Annotated in this window: 13 protein-coding genes and 1 riboswitch; of the genes, 9 read left to right on the forward strand and 4 right to left on the reverse strand. The window is 40.7% G+C overall.

All coding sequences use genetic code 11. The features are described from left to right. Window positions 1-34: 34 nt before the first annotated feature. Window positions 35-3,895: a TIM-barrel domain-containing protein gene (locus tag ACK2WI_RS03045; RefSeq protein WP_409149739.1), complete on the reverse strand. Its 3,861-nt coding sequence runs from the start codon at window positions 3,893-3,895 to the stop codon at window positions 35-37. Window positions 3,896-4,204: 309 nt separating this feature from the next. Here ACK2WI_RS03045 and ACK2WI_RS03050 point away from each other — a divergent pair, with 309 nt between their 5' ends. From ACK2WI_RS03050 to ACK2WI_RS03085, 8 genes are all read left to right on the forward strand, one after another. Continuing rightward, window positions 4,205-7,540 carry a TIR domain-containing protein gene (locus ACK2WI_RS03050; protein WP_409149740.1) on the forward strand — a complete coding sequence of 1,112 codons (3,336 nt, stop codon included), beginning with the start codon at window positions 4,205-4,207 and terminating at the stop codon, window positions 7,538-7,540. A gap of 3 nt (window positions 7,541-7,543) precedes the next feature. Further along, a complete protein-coding gene (locus ACK2WI_RS03055) occupies window positions 7,544-9,229 on the forward strand; it encodes an NAD-binding protein (RefSeq protein ID WP_409149741.1) in 1,686 nt (561 codons plus the stop codon). Window positions 9,230-9,279: 50 nt separating this feature from the next. After that, window positions 9,280-9,372, forward strand: a riboswitch (TPP riboswitch). A gap of 58 nt (window positions 9,373-9,430) precedes the next feature. Further along, window positions 9,431-10,240: a hydroxyethylthiazole kinase gene (gene thiM / locus ACK2WI_RS03060; protein WP_409149742.1), complete on the forward strand. Its 810-nt coding sequence runs from the start codon at window positions 9,431-9,433 to the stop codon at window positions 10,238-10,240. Continuing rightward, window positions 10,224-10,856 (forward strand): thiamine phosphate synthase, encoded by a 633-nt coding sequence (thiE, locus tag ACK2WI_RS03065; protein ID WP_409149743.1) that lies wholly within the window; start codon window positions 10,224-10,226, stop codon window positions 10,854-10,856. Before thiM ends, thiE begins: the two co-directional genes overlap by 17 nt. Further along, window positions 10,853-11,692, forward strand: coding sequence for a bifunctional hydroxymethylpyrimidine kinase/phosphomethylpyrimidine kinase (thiD, locus tag ACK2WI_RS03070; RefSeq protein WP_409149744.1), 840 nt, complete (start codon window positions 10,853-10,855; stop codon window positions 11,690-11,692). Before thiE ends, thiD begins: the two co-directional genes overlap by 4 nt. Next, window positions 11,679-12,332, forward strand: a complete 654-nt coding sequence (gene tenA / locus ACK2WI_RS03075; RefSeq protein WP_409149745.1) for a thiaminase II — start codon at window positions 11,679-11,681, stop codon at window positions 12,330-12,332. Before thiD ends, tenA begins: the two co-directional genes overlap by 14 nt. A 160-nt stretch (window positions 12,333-12,492) precedes the next feature. Then, window positions 12,493-12,906, forward strand: a complete 414-nt coding sequence (locus ACK2WI_RS03080; protein WP_409149746.1) for a CBS domain-containing protein — start codon at window positions 12,493-12,495, stop codon at window positions 12,904-12,906. Between the two features lie 147 nt (window positions 12,907-13,053). Beyond that, a complete protein-coding gene (locus ACK2WI_RS03085) occupies window positions 13,054-13,518 on the forward strand; it encodes a copper resistance protein NlpE (RefSeq protein WP_409149747.1) in 465 nt (154 codons plus the stop codon). 231 nt (window positions 13,519-13,749) lie between these two features. On the opposite strand, the gene ACK2WI_RS03090 is transcribed toward ACK2WI_RS03085, so the two are convergent. Further along, window positions 13,750-13,902: a hypothetical protein gene (locus tag ACK2WI_RS03090; protein WP_409149748.1), complete on the reverse strand. Its 153-nt coding sequence runs from the start codon at window positions 13,900-13,902 to the stop codon at window positions 13,750-13,752. Window positions 13,903-14,727: 825 nt separating this feature from the next. Further along, window positions 14,728-15,771: a quinone-dependent dihydroorotate dehydrogenase gene (locus ACK2WI_RS03095; protein WP_093097653.1), complete on the reverse strand. Its 1,044-nt coding sequence runs from the start codon at window positions 15,769-15,771 to the stop codon at window positions 14,728-14,730. Between the two features lie 52 nt (window positions 15,772-15,823). Between ACK2WI_RS03095 and ACK2WI_RS03100 the strand changes: the two genes are divergently transcribed. After that, a complete protein-coding gene (locus ACK2WI_RS03100) occupies window positions 15,824-17,734 on the forward strand; it encodes an ABC-F family ATP-binding cassette domain-containing protein (RefSeq protein WP_093097831.1) in 1,911 nt (636 codons plus the stop codon). Window positions 17,735-18,466: 732 nt separating this feature from the next. Here the strand turns inward: ACK2WI_RS03100 and ACK2WI_RS03105 are convergent. Then, window positions 18,467-18,704, reverse strand: a 238-nt coding sequence (locus tag ACK2WI_RS03105) for a hypothetical protein (RefSeq protein WP_409149749.1), incomplete at its 5' end; no start/stop codon positions are given.

The following is an 18,704-nucleotide window of genomic DNA, read 5'->3' on the forward strand; positions in this document are numbered from 1 at the left end:
GGCTGAAAAAACTTATGTCTGTTGTCTAATATCTCTATTTAACTTGAAGGCTTTTCATTGCCTTGCTCACCAACATCATATCCTTAGCTGTCAAATTAAACTTACCAGCACGTTTTGCCTTTAATTTTATGGTTAGGATCAAGCCATCTTTTGAGTTGATGACTTCCTTATCACCTAAGTTCACAAATGTAGGGTATAGAGCTTTCTGACCATTGCTATGCAACCTATCATTTGTCATATTGTTCATTTGTTTCGCTAAGTGATTATCGATTCCCACAAATTCAAAATCTTGAGGGTTATAAGGCAAAGCAAAAGAGAATGCATTGACATCTTTCAGATCGTCGGCTTTCACATAAACCTCCACGATATCGTCCTTGCTATAATCAGATTTAGAAGCTGAAATCTTCAATGATCCTGAAAGGTCTTCCTTAGGATCTACTTCTACTCCTCCTTCTAGCTTGGTAGCAACCGCTGAAATATCATAAGCGTCAATCAAGCCATTTTTATTGATGTCTCCATTGCTCACATAACCTTCAAAGTCGGCGTCTCCCATTCTCAAGCCTGTATAGTTTGTATAAGAAGTCAAATCATTGATGTCGATCAAACGGTCATTATTGATATCTCCAGGGCGGTAACTATCCGTTCCAGGAACCTTGAACACGTACAATTCCCTTCCCGAGCCAAAATCACCAACCGCTTTTGAAACCTTCAACTTCACAAACCTCGCTTTAGGTTGCTCTTTGAAGCTGAATTCCTTCATACTATCATTGTTTTCCCATTTGAAGTCTCCGGCTTCAGTCCATTGCTCTTTATCGTTGCTGAACTCCACTTTACCTTCCAACAAAATACCATTTCCTCTACCCGATCTTGGTAAATATTGGAACTTATCCAATTGGTTAAAGCTGTTCAAGTCCACGATCAAATCAAATGGAACAGCCTTTTGCCCCCATTTGGTATGCCACATATTGCCCTCATCAAAGTCAACTAAATTGTCAACTCCCTCTGATCCTTGATTAGGCACCGAAGTCTCGGCAGTCAAACCAGTAATTGCAAATTGCAGTGGATTAGACTTGGTGGTTTGTTCAAATTCCTTCCATTCCGAAGCACCATCCTTATTCACCGAACGGATCTTGAAAGTATATTGGGTCTCCGGTTTCAAGCCTTCAAACAACAAATGGTTGTCTTGGATATAACTATATTTTTGACCATCAAATTCGATCTCATAATAATCAGCATGGTCTACCCTATCCCAAGTAGGCTCTAAAGTATAGGCCTTAGTTTTTTCCTCAGAAATACTAACTGAACTTGGAGCACTCAGCACTCCTGAAGATTTCTTGAAACGATCCGCTGGAGCATATTCAAAGCCTTTGATAGTTAAACTGATTGGATTTAGGCTCACATCAGTTTCTTCTACTTTAACCAATAACTGTGGATTTTTAATGATCTGCGTCTGTTCGAATACTGAACCTTTCGTAGAAAAAGCATTTAAGTTCGGCTTCTCCTCATAATAGAACACATTATCAGAACCCTGCAATTCAGCCTTGCTCTGTACCTCTCTCAGCTTTATATTTTTCTTGCCTACTTTTACTGAAATCTTCTTAGGTCTTTTGGTCATATTGACCCGAAACTCTGTACTTTTCTGCTTCTCGAACCCTGGAAAATCACCTTCTGCATTATGAACCACGATATTCACCTCACCCTTCTTTTCCGCATCTGATTCAATGCAGGTATATACACCCTCTTTGTTTAAATAGGCTTGTGTATAACCATCATCATCATATTCATAGAAATTCGTTTTCCCCTCCGGATAGATTTCATAGATCCTATGTTTATTATTGATCTCCTGAACATTATTATTCGGATTTACCCTCGGGATAATCGCCCCTGCCTTAATAAAGACCGGTGTTTTCCAGATTGGAGCATCAAAATTATTGACGATGGTATTTCCAGCATAAAGATCACCCGAGAAATAATCAATCCAATTCCCCTCCGGTAGATAAATGCCATTTCGGATATCATTTCCAAGCGTATCCACTTTAGTCTCTTGATAGATTGGAGCAACCAACACAAAAGGACCATATAAGAACTGGTATTGCGTGGCAGAACCCAAGGTATAAGGATTAGGATAATCCAACATCATGGCGCGGATCATTGGTTTTCCATCAACCGCCTCCTTTGCTATACTGTATGCATAAGGCAAGAGCTCAGATTTCAACTTCAGATAATTTCTATTGATCGAGGTAAATGGTTCGCCAAGCGCCTGCGGATACTTCTCATTCGAACCCCATCCATCCATATTCAATTCCATCGGTGTAAAGGTCTTCCATTGAAAGTCGCGGGTATTGACCTTCGTATTCTTTCCTCCGAAAATACCATCCATATCCGAAGTGATATTAGGCTGTCCAGACAGACCCGAACCAATATAGGTCGGAATATGGAATCGTATATATTCCCATTGTCCACCGGTCTGATCTCCCGACCAGATACCAGCATAGCGTTGTGTGCCAGCCCAGCCATCCAAAGAAATAATAAATGGTCTGGCATTATTGCCGTAATAAGGCATGATATGACCTACATCGGCTACCCCATTCAACCCGAAGGAATAACCCGCTCCGACCCAAGCAACATCTGTTTTCAATACCCGAACACCGGCATCCCGAACCTCTTTCACAATATCCCTTTGCAATAAAGCATCGATGCTATCCTTAGGATGAAGGTCTGATTGCGTCCAAAGACCGATCTCCACCCCTTTCGAACGAGCATAATCACCTAATGACTTTAGGTTCTGAATATTTCCATCCAACGTTTTTTCCTGTCCATATCCAGCGCCATAGCCATCATTGGGCAATATCCAACCCAATGGCATATCATGTTGCTGATAGCGGTCGATTACCGCACGAGCTGAAAATTGATAATTGTTCTTTTCTCCGTTTAGAGACTCTTTCACTCCACCCTCATTTTTCTGGCTTTCCTTGTATCGCTTTCCGTCCTCAAACAAGATCCCTTTCTCATCTTCCTTCCAAAAATCACGGTTGTAAGCATTCAGATGGCCCTCATAAAAACCAAACTTCGGCATCAACACCGGATTTCCAGTCAACTGATAGAAATCATTCAATACACCAACTGGATTATCACTGACCATAAAAAACAGATCCAGATAATCAGAATCATGGCTCAGCTTTACCTTTCCTTTTTCGGTATTACCAAAATCATACTTCCCTTTCTTAAAAGTGTACCACATCATCCCATAACCTTTGGTAGACCAATAAAAAGGAGTTGGTGAAGCTACACCGCCATCTGTCCAATTATTGGTGTTCTCAATGGCGATGGACTTCCCTTTATGCGAAAAACGACCATTTTGAACGCCTCCACCATAAAAATATTCCGTTGGATCTTCCGATAACTGAAGGCTTACTTTTTTCTTGTTGAATGATATTGGGGCAATAGATTGGGTAACCAGCTGCTTATTCTTGATGTTGTATATTTTGAAAAGGCCATTTTCTTTGTTGATTTCCATTGCAGCATCCTTGGTTGAAATAAACCAAGAGCCATCTTTTTCAAGCAGCTCAAAATTATGCAACTTTTTACGGGGATTATTGACCAAGATCTGTGCAGCAGGTTCTGCCTGCGGATCTCTAACAACCGCCGATTTATTGTCTTGGAATAACCTAAAGATATTGTCAGCATAAAAGTCAACCAATAATAATTGATTATTGCTGAATTTGACTTGAACAGTCGTAGGGTTAATCTTCTGTACCGATTCTACTCGTACAGAATCTTCTTGAGTTTGTTGTTTTAAAGTTTCTGCGGCAACAAAAGTGCTCGCAGGAGAGGCTGTGCTAAATAATAGCGATAATCCCAAAGCCCAAAAGAGCTTTTGTTTGTTTCTATACATGCTATACGATCAAATAAAAATACTGCTATCTGTTTATAATCGTATGTTTTAAAAAAGGTTTTTAAAGGTATAAAAGTTTAACAGTACTCCATGATTATTCCACAAATATTTTACAGTAATCATCAGCCTTTCCGCTGTTCATTAAAATCTACAACTAAGGCTTAATAATTAGCAAAAGGGTAAAAAAATTAGATAGTTCAATAATTAAATTAAGTCCTAAGGCAGTTTTTATTCAAAATTTTTAAAAACTCTTGAAAAGGGATTGGTTTTTGTCATCTGAAAATCAAGATACTACCAAATAGCTATTAAATGGAAAATCAAGAGAAGGACCTAAGCAAGAAATATAAAGCTTTTATAAGTTATAGTCATAGTGATAATCAAGGTGAAGGTAGGAAATGGGCAGATTGGCTACACCATGCTTTAGAAACCTATGAAATCCCTGAAGACCTGATTGGCAAAAAGAATGCTGCAGGTCAGGAAATACCCAGACAGATTTACCCCGTCTTTCAAGATGAAAAGGAACTTTCAGCCAGTTCTAGCTTAAGCAGTTCGCTTACATCAGCGCTCGACCGTTCTGAATTCCTGATCTATTTAAGTTCGCCTCGGTCCGCTAGATCAACCTATGTGCGCGATGAAATCAAATATTTCAAACAGACAGGCAAATCCAAGCAGATCATGGCATTGATTCTTAAGGGAGAACCAGAATACGGCGATACCCATACCGATGCCCAATGTTTTCCAGATGAACTACGCTATAACATCGATCAAAATGGACAGGTAATCAAAAATCAACCAGAGGAAGTGCTGGCTGCTGATGTCCGTATCCCACATACGCAAGATGAGGGTTTCACTACAGCAGAAGGCTATCGTCGGTATTTGCACGAACAGGGAGTCGCGAACCATCTTATCAAAAATCAAGTCGAGGAATACAAGAAAAGGTTGGACCTCGCTTTACTGAAAATAATATCAGGAATCTTAGGTGTTCCACTGGGCGAATTGACCAAAAGGGATCAAGCCTATCAATTGGAAAAAATCAAACAGAAGAACAAAAACATCAAGCGCATTGCTACAGCAATCGGGGCATTAGGCGTCATAGCTATCATTGCCGGTATCTTTGCTTGGAACCAAAGAAACTCTGCCCTACGCAATCTTGCAAAATCCCTATATGCTTCTGGAATCAATAAATTGACAGAAAGCGAATATGGTGATGGTGCCGCTTATATTGCCGAAGCAACCCGCAGAGGTGATGAGAGTGCGGAACTTTTTGCCCATTCCATGTTGTCGGTCCAGGATGATCTTACCAGGATGCCCAATGTCAATTATGGCGTAACGCGCTTCTCCCCCGATGGTAAATGGTTGGTCGGATTCGCCAGTGCCGGAAACAACATGAATGTGCTTCAAGTTTGGGATGCAGTGGATAGAAAACTCATTAAACAAAGGGATGATATTGCCGCAATACAGACCCGATACCCATTGTTCGATGGAAAGAACAGGGCTTATGTCACCACGACGAACAGTAATATCGTCAGGTATGATATTGAAATTGACCAAAAAGAGGATCTTCGTTTAAACCCGGATAGCTCCTTTATTGCCATCATTGCAGTTTCTCCAGACGCTAGATATATTGTATTCAATAAAAGATCACGAGAGGTAGTTCTCTTCAATACTGAAACAAAACAAGAACAGGTCATCTCCGCAACAGAGCAAATTGCACCCTCTTCGGCCTACATTGACCCTAGCTCCAAAACTTTGTTCGTAGAGCGTCTTTTCCCTGAGGATTCAGAGGTAAGCATCTATGATCTAGCTGCTATTGATCCGAAACCCGTCTTTAAAAAACATTTCAAATCTGGAATTAAAACCCCAACCTTCAGTAAAGATGGTAACCAAATCGCCTTCCATAATGCTGATGGAACGAATTACTTCAACAAATCCAATGGCGTCCAATGGTCCGCCCCTTCAGCCATGTTAGTGAGGTTTACAGGCTTTACAGATAATGGCAATCTATACCAAGGAAATGATTCGCAGATCAACCAGATCAATACGTCGAACGGATCCATTGTCAATAGCAACAAATTACCAGAAAACATCTTCTTTTTCAGCAATATGATGAAGATCATGGAACAAGATGCTTCAAACGCTGAAACTAACTCCCCAGATTGGACCCAGTCTTTGGTAAGCGGTAATTCCCAAACATTCATCGAAAACAAAAAAGGAGATCCACTAAGGGTAGCTCAGTTCTACGAAACCAAGGACCTTGCCCATATAGAGCCAGGTATTACCGATGATTCTGCCTTTTTAAGGTATAGAGCAGGAAAGACAGTCGAAAGAATGGATCTTAAAACCGGCGAGAAAACTAAGAACTTTATCCAGATTCCGGAGGAAGTTACGGTCCATCTAGTTCTCCATAAAACCAAAAGGATCCTTGTTAAAGGCAAAAGTGGTAAAACCTACTTCTTTGATGCAACAACTGGAAAACCAGTTGGTCAGCCTTTTGATTCCCAAGCAAAACTGTATATTTTCAACAAAGATGAAACCCAAGTCCTTGCAAGGACAGGCAAGAACAGCTTTGCCTCATGGGATATTGAAACCGGAAAACAAAACATCAATTATTCTCAAGATCAAGATATCGCTGGATTTACTGTTAGTCCAGATTACAAATCCGTGATCCTTGTAAATCCTGATGGCTGGAAATTAGTAGATATTGCTTCCAAAAAAGTCCATATAGAAGGCAAGGAATCTTTAAGCAGTGGCGCATTCAGTCCCAATTCAGCTTACTTTATCAAGGTTAGCTCTACGGGAGATGCACAGGTTTTGGAAACCAAAACCTATAAACCCATATTGGAAATGAAAACCATCGCAACTCCGTTTATGGTCTTCAACAACCAAGGAAATACATTGGCACTTTCTGAAGATGCTACCCACATGCGTTTATGGGATTTGGAAGACAAAAAATCATTTGGTCAAACCATTCGCATCAGCAAAAACACCCAATATTTCCACTTCTCCGATGATGACAAACAGATCTTTGTACAGGACGATGGTGAAGGTATGCGCTATGCTGCTAAGGTGGTTGATGCAAAGACCGGCAATATCCTGACCATGCCTTTTATCAATGAGCGATTTGATCAGATCAATGTGATCCCCGGTGATAAAAGATTGATGACCATTGAATCCCTTATGAATGGGGTAGCGATCAATATCTGGGAAGTACCAGGTCAGGTCAGCATGTCTAAAGACCAATTGGCTAGAGATTTGGAAAAATTTTACGGCAAAAAATATGATAATGAAACCGGGGCAATCTTGAACTATATTGATACGACCGGCACTTATGATACTTGGTATTTCGAAGATCCATTTATTCGATCGGTCTCCCCTAGCTCCAACGTCAAGATTACCGATATCTTGAAGAAAAATTACCCTATCCAAAATGAAGCAAACCTTCAACTGTTGGCAGTGACCTATGACTACCATCCATTGGCAAGGGCAATGGTTGCCAATTATTTCAGCAGCAAACCTGAAACGCAATTAATTGGTCAACGCATGGTAGATATTACTCAAAAACAATTGATCAAGATCAAAAACAAAGAACTGAAATCCGAGGTTGAAAAGCTCTTGAATGAAGCAAAACAAAACTTAAGCAAATAAGGAATGAATTTAACAAGAAGACAAAAAGGTCTGTTGGGAATAGCATTTGTATGCTTTTTAATTATCTTATCATGGATAGGCTTATCCAAGTTCTTTCCTGAAAGCAACTCCTTACGCTACCTTCCAGATCGGATTTACCGCATCATCAAAATCGTCTTTGGTGGTGATCCTTCTGGCTCTGGCTTGGAAGCTGAAAATGTGCCCTGGGAATTGATCCTAGCTAAGATATGTGCCATCGGCATCCTTCTCTTCGGAGCTTATAAAATCATTCAAAAGGTATTCTCTGAACAGTTCAATCTTCTAAAAGCGTCTTTCAAACAGAACCATGTTATCTCGATAGGTATCTCTAAAAAAGGTAGACAACTTTTCCAAAGCTTAAAGGATGATTATCAGCAAAAAGGAATTGCCATTGAAAAGGAGACGGAACATGCCGACATCAATTCTGTTAAAAAACAAGGCCATCTCGTTATTATCGGGAATGCTGAAGAAGAAAGCACCTTATTGGAAGCCGGTATCATACGTGCCTCTAGCTTGATCGTGTTCCTGGAAAACGAACAGACCGTAATTGAAATCATTGAGTCCGTCCAAGATATCTACGACAAATCAAAATGTCAGAACAATTTACTCTGTTTCCTACATATCAGTAGTCCCCGGTTAATTGACTTAGTCAAAAACACTGGAATCCACTTAGATAACAACCAAATCCAACTTCGGTTCTTCAATATCCACAAGATGTTGGCTAGACAGTTTTTCTCGCAATTCCCAATAGATCTGCAGCGATCTGGAAAGAAACTTTCCGACATCAATAAAATAGTATTTTTAGGTTATGGGGATTTTGCAAAAGCAATGTTAATCCAAGCCATGCGGATTTTCCATATTTCTGTTGAAAACGATCTTAAAATAGCTGTTTATTCCGAGCAAGCTGAAAAAGACAGGAATTACTTCAAGGAGCAATATCCTAAAGCCAATAAGATATTCCCTATTGAATTCCACAATTTTCAAGGCACCTACAATGAATTGGTAGCAAGGGAAGACCTGTTGGAAAAAGGCGATGAAACCTTGTTTATTACTGCATTTGATCAAGATCAGACCAACCTCAACACAGCGCTTGAGCTATTGGACAAAACCCAGAACAGTAATTTTCCAATTTACGTGCTCAATGCTGAAGGCAAAGGACTGCGGAAATTAATCCGATATTCGGAAGAAAGCGATAGGATTAAATTCTTTGGACAGATGGAAGACATCTGTAACCTAGAATTCATTACCGGGAATAAGCAGGATAAACTGGCACAAGCCATCCATGATGATTACCGAAAACTGCTTTCAGGGGCTAGTTCCGAAAGTGCTAAATATACCTCTGATTGGCTTACTTTGAGTGAAGATGCAAAAGATGCCAGTCGCGCACAAGCTGACCATATCCCCTATAAGTTTTTATTGACCCATAAGGATTGGCCAGCAAGCAATCCAGATCAACTAAATTTTAGTGATGATGAAGTGGAAACCTTAGCCATTATCGAGCATAACCGCTGGATGGCGCACCGTTATATTAATGGTTGGGATTATGGGGAAGTCCGAAATGATGGGCAGAAACTCCACCCTTCCCTTATCCCTTGGGAGGTACTCAGTGAGAGTGAAAAACAGAAAGATCGCGATACCATCTTAAGAATAAAGATACTTTTGAACGAATAAAAAAGCTATAGCCCAAGAATTTGTCTTTGCAGATTGTTTGGGCTATATTTGATTGGCTTTAGGGGTATTCTGATAAGAATTGAGATAGACCCTTTGAACCTGATACGGTTAAAACCGTCGTAGGGAAAAGCATAATTGCTTGGCAAACCTAATTGCCTTTTCCCTTCCCTTTAGCCGTTATTGTTTTTAATTTTTCAAATAATGGAAAACGACATTTATCATTTATTGACTCAAGTCCGAGAAAAATCTCCACTAGTTCAAAACATTACAAATTTTGTGGTCATGAACAATACCGCAAACGCGCTATTGGCACTTGGTGCATCCCCTATCATGGTCCATGCAGAAGAGGAACTGGAGGAAGTCCTGAGTTTCTGCAATTCCTTGGTCATCAACATCGGTACGCTCAGCAAGCCTTGGGCAGACAATATGATCTTGGCAGCTCAACTAGCCAATAAGCTAGGCAAACCTTGGGTACTGGATCCCGTAGGCGCAGGTATCTCTTCACTACGAAATGAAACCCTACAGGCCCTTATGTTATTAAAACCAACTGTCATTCGTGGCAATGCCTCTGAAATCATCGCGCTCCAAAACTTCAACCGTAAAAGTGTTAAAGGTGTGGACAGCACCCATTCAAGCAGCTATGCCCTAGAAGCAGGGAAATTACTGCAAAAGGAAACTGGCTCCATCATTTGCATCTCTGGTGCTACAGATTATGTTATTTCCGAGAATGAGATCACTGAAATCAAAAACGGAACCTCTGTAATGACCAAAGTGACTGGAATGGGCTGTACAGCTTCTGCCATTACTGGGGCATTTATTGGCTTAGCGAAGCACCCCTACCAAGAAGCTGTAGCCGGGGTGGCTATCACAAGTCTTGCCGGCGAATTGGCCGCCAAAATCTCGAAAGGGCCAGGAAGTCTACAACTTAATTTTTATGATATCCTATTCAATCTCGCTAAAGAACAGATCTTGGGTAATCTAAAAATAAAAAGATATGCCAATCCATCCTGATTTCCCCTACCCCCTCTATTTGGTGATTTCAGAAAAAGATTGTGTTAACATGGATTGGCTACAAGTAGCTGAAGAAGCCATATTAGGCGGTGTGGATATCATTCAATTACGTGAAAAGAACCTCTCCCATGCAGCTTACCTAAAAAAGGCCAGGGCATTGAAGAAAATTACAGATCACTATCAAGTTCCATTGATCATCAATGATGCTCAAGACATTGCAGTTGAAATCCAAGCATGGGGAGTCCATGTCGGGCTCTCTGACACACAACCTTTAGCCATTGTCGAAAAATATGGGAATCAACTGAAAATCGGTTGGTCTTTGGAATACAAGAACCAACTGGAAAGCCCTCAAATGAATGCAACCCATCATTTAGGTCTGAGCCCTATTTTCAAAACAGCTACGAAGACCAATACGGTAACCACTTGGGGATTTGAAGGAATCAAGGAAATAAAAGGCTTGACCGACAAACCACTGATCGCCATTGGTGGAATGAACCCAAGCAATGCCAGACAGGCATTTGAAGCCGGAGCAGATTCTGTTGCAGTCGTGTCTGCAATTTGTAGCAGTACAGACCCTAGAAAAGCAGCAGAAGATTTGAAAGGATTATTAAAATGAAAGAAAACAAGAAATATAAAGTACCCACCGTTCTCAGTATTGCCGGATTTGATGGAAGTGGCGGAGCAGGCATCCAAGCCGATACCAAAACGATATCATCCCTAGGTTGCTATGCCATGAATGTCTTGACGGCTTTGCCGGTGCAAAACACCCAAGGCGTCAAAAACATCTTCGATATCCCTGTGGAGGCTGTAAAAGAGCAATTGGATTGCCTCTTTGAAGATATCTATCCGGATAGTATCAAAATCGGAATGGTACATAACAGCAAATTAGTGGAAACGATTTCCGATTTCCTAAAGTATTATAAAGGCAGTATCGTCTTTGATCCTGTCATGGTTTCCACCAGCGGGCATCGCCTGATCCAAGAAGAAACTATTGCGGCCATTAAGGAACTTTTGTTTCCCCTAGCCCAAATTATCACCCCCAATTTAGATGAAGTATCCGTATTGGTCGGTCGAGAAATCAGCACTGTTCATGCTATGGAGGAAGTCGCCGATGAGATCCTAAGTCTTGGCTGTAATGCGGCCTTATTAAAAGGTGGTCATCTTCAAAGCGATATACTCACCAGCATATTGATCCAGAAAAATCAAGCAGCGCAATACTTCGAATCAAGACGCGTCCAAACCAAAAACACACATGGTTCTGGTTGCTCCCTTTCTTCGGCAATCGCCTCTTTCCTCGCCCGTGGCTATCATTTGGAACAATCCACGGAAAATGCACTGATGTACATCAACAGTGCCATTAAAGGCAGCAAAGACTTAGTGATTGGAAAAGGGAATGGACCATTGAATCACTTTTTTAACCCGCAAAGACTTATTAAATATGAACTGGACTGATCAAGCTTGGGAAGCTATCCAACCCATCTATCAAGAAATATTGAAAATGCCTTTTATTGAAGAATTGAAAAACGGAACCCTTCCTTTAGAAAAGTTCCAATTCTACATGCTTCAAGATGCCAAATACCTCGAGCATTATGGTCGGGCCTTAGCCGCACTCGGTTCCAAGGCAGCAGATAATGAAATGGCCTTGGACTTCTTTGAATTTGGCAAGAATGCCCTGATCGTGGAAAGAGCTTTACATGAAGCCTATTTCAAGCAATTCAACCTTGAACCTAATCAAGAAATCACGATTGAACCGGTATGCCACCATTATATACATTTCTTAAAGAGTACCGTGGCCTATGATCCGATTGAAGTAGCCACAGCCGCAATCCTGCCGTGCTTTTGGATCTACAAAGAAGTTGGTGACCATATCTATCAAAATCAAAACACGGAAAATAATCCTTATAAGAATTGGATAGAAACCTATAGTGGCGAAGAGTTTGCCGAAGGGGTGAAAAAAGCCCTTCAATATAGTAATGATATGGCTGAGAACAGCACCGAAAAGGGTCGTAAAGCAATGTTAGAGGCATTTATTGCAGCAAGTAGGTTGGAATTTAATTTCTGGGATGCTGCCTACAGAAACATTACATGGTAGTCATTTCCCTGAAAAAAGAGCCAACTATTAAGATACGAAAAAAAGTACAGAATTAGCGCGCTCATGATCATTTATTAAGGTAATTAATCTCCTGTTTTAAATGCGATACGAAACTGATATTTGGGTATAACATTAAGGAAAACCATTAAAATCAAATATCATGAAACAAAGAGTTCCAGTATCGCAGATTATGACAAGCGAGTTGATTACCTTAACTCCAAAGGATAGCTTATATGAGGCTGAGAAATTATTCAAGAAACATAATATCCGCCACTTACCTATTGTAGAAGGCAAGAAATTAGTAGGTGTAGTCAGTTATTCTGATTTATTGAAAATAAGCTATGCCGATGTAAACGAAGAGGACGATATCGAAACGATCGTGTATGATATGTATAGCATTCCTCAGTTAATGGCTAAATCACCTTTGACGGTAGATCCAGAAGCCACCATAAAGGAAGTGACTGAAACCCTTTCTCAAGTTTCTTTCCATTCTATTCCAGTCGTGGACGGCGAAGATCTAGTTGGGATAGTAACTACCACTGATTTATTAAAATATTTTATCGATCAATATTAGTATTTTGTTAATAATTAATTTTCAGCTATAGACTCTAAGGGTTTATAGCTGAAGTTTTTTATAAAGAAATTTTTTATTACAAAAATCCGCAAAAGGATAGCTTTTGGCGCAGTTTTTGGGTATTTTTGAATATAAAATTTATACTATATGAAACAACTATGCATACTTGCTGGAACCGCAGCAATATTGACCTTCGGTGCTTGTACCTCCAATGCAAACAAACAATTGGAATCTAAAGATTCAAGCGAGACGGTAATCTCAGATACCAATGCCGTTGATACCACCCACACCTCCCAAAATTCACTTGACTGGGCAGGAACCTATTCCGGTGTATTCCCATGTGCTGATTGTCCTGGAATCAAAACAACAGTTACCTTAAACTCTGATGAAACCTTTACATACGAAGGTGAATACCAAGAAAGAGATACCAAAATCGAAGATACCGGTAAATTTATGTGGCATGATAACGGTAGTTCCGTTCATTTGGTAGGTAAAGAAGTGAACATGAAACTAAAAGTTGGCGAGAACCAATTGTTCTCCCTAGATCAAGATGGTAAACCTATCGATGGCCCATTGAAAGACCATTATATCTTGAAAAAAGTAACTCAATAATATTGAGGTTGTAAATATTGTATAGAGCCGGTTTGAAAAAACCGGCTCTATTTATTTCTACCCTTCTAGGGTAGTATTTCTCAAAAAATTCCTTTTCCAGTGTCAACCTAAGAAGGAAAAATTTGAGCTAAATTTATTGGTAGGTGATGACAGCAAAGTGGAAGGCACAAAAACAAAATTTAGATTCATTGTTACTTTTGAAGCCCAAAAGTACCAAACCGACGAAGGAGCTCACGGATACCAAAAACAACTCGAATCCGTAACGGCTTCGGCCCATTTAAGGTGGCTTTTCGCACAATCCCTCGCACATGAATAGAATGCCTTGTTGTCGGGAATATCTTTCAGAAGATCATCCCTTTTATTGGGATGATCTTCTGAAAGCATTCCAAGGCCAATCCCATCGCACAAGTCGACGGCATTCTATCCATTTTTCCGCCACTGGAAATGAGCCGGGGGCTAAAGTGCTTCCTTCGGAAGGATGGATGTTTGTGTTTTTAGCAAACCCCCAGTGGGGTGACACCTTGTAGAAAATCAGATTGTAAACCGAATAACCCCTTTTGGGGTTCCATTATTTTAGCTAGCATGGCACGTTAGCCTGGAGGTCGCGCAAAAACGATGTTCGATTAATCGAACATCGTTTTTGCATTAACCCTTTATAGTTCAATACCAATTCTAAAATAATTCTGCCCTTCTAGGGCAGTATATCTAAATAAAAACTCCTTTTCTAGTGTCAACCTGAGGGTTTCCCGAAGGTTCTCGGAGCCTTACAAACCATAATTGAATTGGCGTAAAGTTCCTAAATCTTCGATTTAGGATGACAGGGTATTTTAAAAGCGACCCGTACAGATTCTTCACTTTTCGTTCAGAATTTAATTGGGATAACAAGGATTTCTTCGTTGTACTCAGAGCCCCCTATAGCAAGTTTTGAATTCTGAATGGAATGAAGAATCTGTACAGTTTATTATTTTGAGCATTGTCATCCACAATCTTCGATTGTGGACCTGTAAGTAATATGAAATTTTAGGGAAATCAAAAAATGAATCCTGCATAAAGCGGGCGAATGCGATTCGCCCCTACAGTATCGGGGCCTTTCCAGCGACAAATTGACCATAATATTGGACTATCCGGTACCCTGAGCCGTACCCCGAGCGGAACCCTGAGCGGAGCCGAAGGGGAGTCGAAGGGGAGTCGAGGGGAAGCCTATCTCCATTAAGAATTCTTACTTCTCTCTTTCAAGATCCCTTTACAGATATCCGCCACCAAAGAAGGTCCTTCATAGATAAAACCGGTATATACCTGAACCAAACTCGCTCCGGCATTCAATTTCTCAATAGCATCCTCTGCAGAATGGATTCCTCCTACCCCAATAATCGGGAAAGCTTTATTGGATTTATCAGCTAGATATTTGATCACCTCGGTAGAACGACGGGTCAATGGTTTTCCACTGACGCCTCCTGGTTCTTGCACCAACATGCGGTGACTCTGCAACCCTTCTCTCGCGATGGTGGTATTTGTTGCGATCACTCCAGCGATCTTGGTTTCCATTACGATCTCTACGATATCATCCAATTGGGTGAAAGTCAAATCAGGCGCAATCTTTAAAAGGATAGGCTTTGGGTTGGCCTTTTCCAAGTTCAATTGCTGCAATGTATTCAGGATATGCATAAGCGGCCCTTTTTCCTGAAGATCACGTAAGCCCGGTGTGTTCGGTGAACTTACGTTCACTACAAAATAATCAACATAGTCAAACAAAGATTTGAAGCAATAGATATAGTCATTTACAGCTTCTTCGTTTGGTGTAACCTTATTTTTACCAATATTTCCGCCGATCAAAACGCCATTTCTTTCCTTCAGGAATTTCAATTTTCCAGCCGCTACATCAGCGCCTTTATTATTGAATCCCATACGGTTGATCAAGGCATGATCATCCACCAACCTGAACATCCTAGGTTTATCATTTCCCGGCTGCGGCTTTGGAGTAACGGTACCGATTTCAATAAAGCCAAATCCTAGTCTAGCCATATCCTCGATGTATTCTGCATTCTTATCGAAACCTGCAGCCAATCCTACAGGATTCTTAAAGGTTAAGCCAAAGACCTTGGTTTCTAACCTCGGATCTTCTACACAATACAAGGATTTCAACAATGCTTTTGAACCCCATACTTTATTAAAAAATTTCAAGCCTGAAGTCACATTATGATGCGCTTGTTCAGGGTTCATCGAGAAGAAAAATGGTTTAACTAGCTTATACATGAGTGCAAAGGTAGCCAAAGATGCAGAAATATTCATTACTTTTGCACCCGAAATGATATCTATAAATAACTTAACATTTGAAATTGGCTCTAGGGCATTGTACGATGAGGCAAACTGGCATATTAAACCAGGCGATAAAGCTGGTCTGATCGGTGCTAACGGTACCGGAAAGTCCACTTTATTGAAACTTATCGTAGGGGAATACGCACCTACCAGCGGGACCATATCCATGGCCAAAGACCTAAAATTAGGTTATTTAAACCAGGACCTCCTATCCTATCACTCGGAAAAAAGCATCCTCCATGTTGCAATGGAAGCTTTTGAGAGACAAAATCAGCTGCATACCGAAATAGAAAACCTGCTCAAGAAATTAGAAACGGATTATTCGGATGAAATCCTGAATAAACTGAGCGATAAACAGACTGAATTTGAGGCATTGGATGGTTACAGTATCGAATTTCGTGCTCATGAAATCCTAGCAGGTTTAGGTTTCTCGGAAGAGGAACAAAAAAGACCTTTGGCGACCTTCTCTGGAGGTTGGCGGATGCGTGTGATGCTGGCCAGGATCCTCCTGCAAGCTCCTGACATCTTATTGCTGGATGAGCCTACCAACCACTTGGACTTACCCTCCATCAAATGGTTGGAAACCTACCTACAAAGTTTTGAAGGCGCCATTGTGATTGTTTCCCATGACCGCTATTTCTTGGATAGGATCATCAATAAAACTGTGGAATCCAGAAAGGGAAAATTGACCCTTTATGCTGGAAACTACAGCTTCTATCTGGAAGAAAAATCATTGCGTGAAGAAATCCAAGGCAACCAATATAAAAACCAACAGGCCAAGATCAAACAAGAGGAAAGGTTGATCGAAAGGTTCCGTTCGAAAGCAAGTAAGGCTAAAATGGTACAATCTCGTATCAAAGCCCTTGACCGAATGGAAAAGGTAGATGAGGTGGATGATGACAACCCTGAAGTGAACTTCAGCTTTAAGTTCTCCAAACCATCGGGTAGACATGTGGTAACCATGGAAAACATTTCCAAATCATACCCCAACGTCGAAATCTTGGAAAATACGAATGGCCTGATTGAAAAAGGTGATAAAATTGCCCTGATCGGTGCCAATGGTAAGGGTAAATCTACCCTACTGCGGATCGTCGCAGATGCGGACTCTGAATTTGAAGGCAAAAGTACTAAGGGACATAATGTTTCCCAGACCTTCTTTGCCCAGCATCAATTAGAGGCTTTGCACTTAGAAAACTCCATTTTACAGGAATTGGTAGCTTTTGCGCCAAAACATACAGAAACCGAACTGCGTTCCATTTTAGGTAGTTTCCTTTTCACTGGGGATGATGTGTTCAAAAAGATCAAAGTCCTTTCCGGAGGTGAAAAATCAAGGGTGGCCTTAGCAAAAGCCTTGACTGCAGATGCTAACTTCCTTGTACTCGATGAGCCCACCAACCACTTGGACATGGCTTCAGTGAACATCTTGATCCAAGCCATGCAACAATATGAGGGTACCTTGATCGTGGTTTCCCACGACCGTTATTTCCTAGAGCATGTGGCTAACAAGATTTGGTTTATCGAAGACAAAGAAATCAAGGAATACCCAGGCACCTATCAGGAATATGAAGAGTGGAACTCCAAACGTGTAATCAAACCTGAAGCAAAACAGGAAAAGAAACCAAAGGAAGAACCGAAAAAAGAAAAAGCTGCTCCTTCTGAAGATACCAAAAGGATCATCCAGAAGAAAAATAAGGAATTATCAACTTTAGAAGAAAAGATTGAAAGCCAAGAATCTTTGGTTAAGCAATTGGAAACCGAACTCGCTAAAGAGGAAATCTATTCTGATGCTGTAAAATTACAGGAGCATACCAGAAATTACAACTCTGAAAAAGCCAAATTAGAAGGCCTACAACAAGATTGGGAAGCCTTGGCTGAAGAGATCATGAACCTAGAAGATTAAGGTCATTTTCTTATCCTAATTCGAGTCTTATTCGAGACTCATTCGAGGCATATTCGAGAAATATTCTATCCAGTTTGGGAATTTTCGGAATATGCCTCGAATGAGGTTATAGGCAGACCCAAGAAATCGCCTAGATCCCCATCCGAACTTAAATCCTTAATAACAAAGTCAGTAAGTATAGTTTTTTGTGTCTATGGGGCAATGTCTCAATAAGAGGTTTCGTTTTTCAGTGTCACCATGAGGAACGAATGGTCTCGGAAGTATTCAAACAATGATTGAATTGGCGAACAGGTCATCCATCTTCGATGGACGATGACAGCAAGTTGTGGGACATTTACGTACAGATTCTTCACTATTCGTTCAGAATTGGAAGTGTCTCAGAGAGGGATTCAGAGCACAGCGAAGAATCTATTTTTTATATTTTTTTAAGAAATCGTTGTCATCGAAATCGTAAGATGAGCAAACTATTTTTTATTGGTTTATGCAACTTAAAGGATATTTGCAGAAAAATATTTCACCCCTTCTGGGGGTTATACGTTGGGCGATTCGGTTTTCTACAAAGATTTCACCCACGCTGTGGGTTTTCTACAGACATCAAAGCTTCCTGCGGAAGCCCTTTAGCCTCTGGCTCATTTCCATTGGAGAAAAAATGGAAAGAATGTCGATATCCTGTGCGATGGGATTGGTTTGTATAAATTGTTCGACCAGGAATTTGAAAATCTATGAATCTCTTTAATCAGAGGAAGATAATAATTTAGGTTTGTATGCTGCGGGCGTATGCGATACGCCCCTACAGTATTGGGGTCTTTCCAGCGACAAATTGACCATAATCTTGGTCCATCCTCCCATCCTTGTTGGGTGAGCTGTACCCTGAGCAAAGCCGAAGGGGGGTCGAACCCTATCCTGGATCTTTTCCATAAACTTGGTCAATCCTCCCATCCTCGGTGGGTGAGCTGTACCCTGAGCGAAG

The sequence above is a fragment of the Sphingobacterium sp. BS-2 genome (genome assembly GCF_046161205.1).
GTDB lineage: Bacteria > Bacteroidota > Bacteroidia > Sphingobacteriales > Sphingobacteriaceae > Sphingobacterium > Sphingobacterium mizutaii.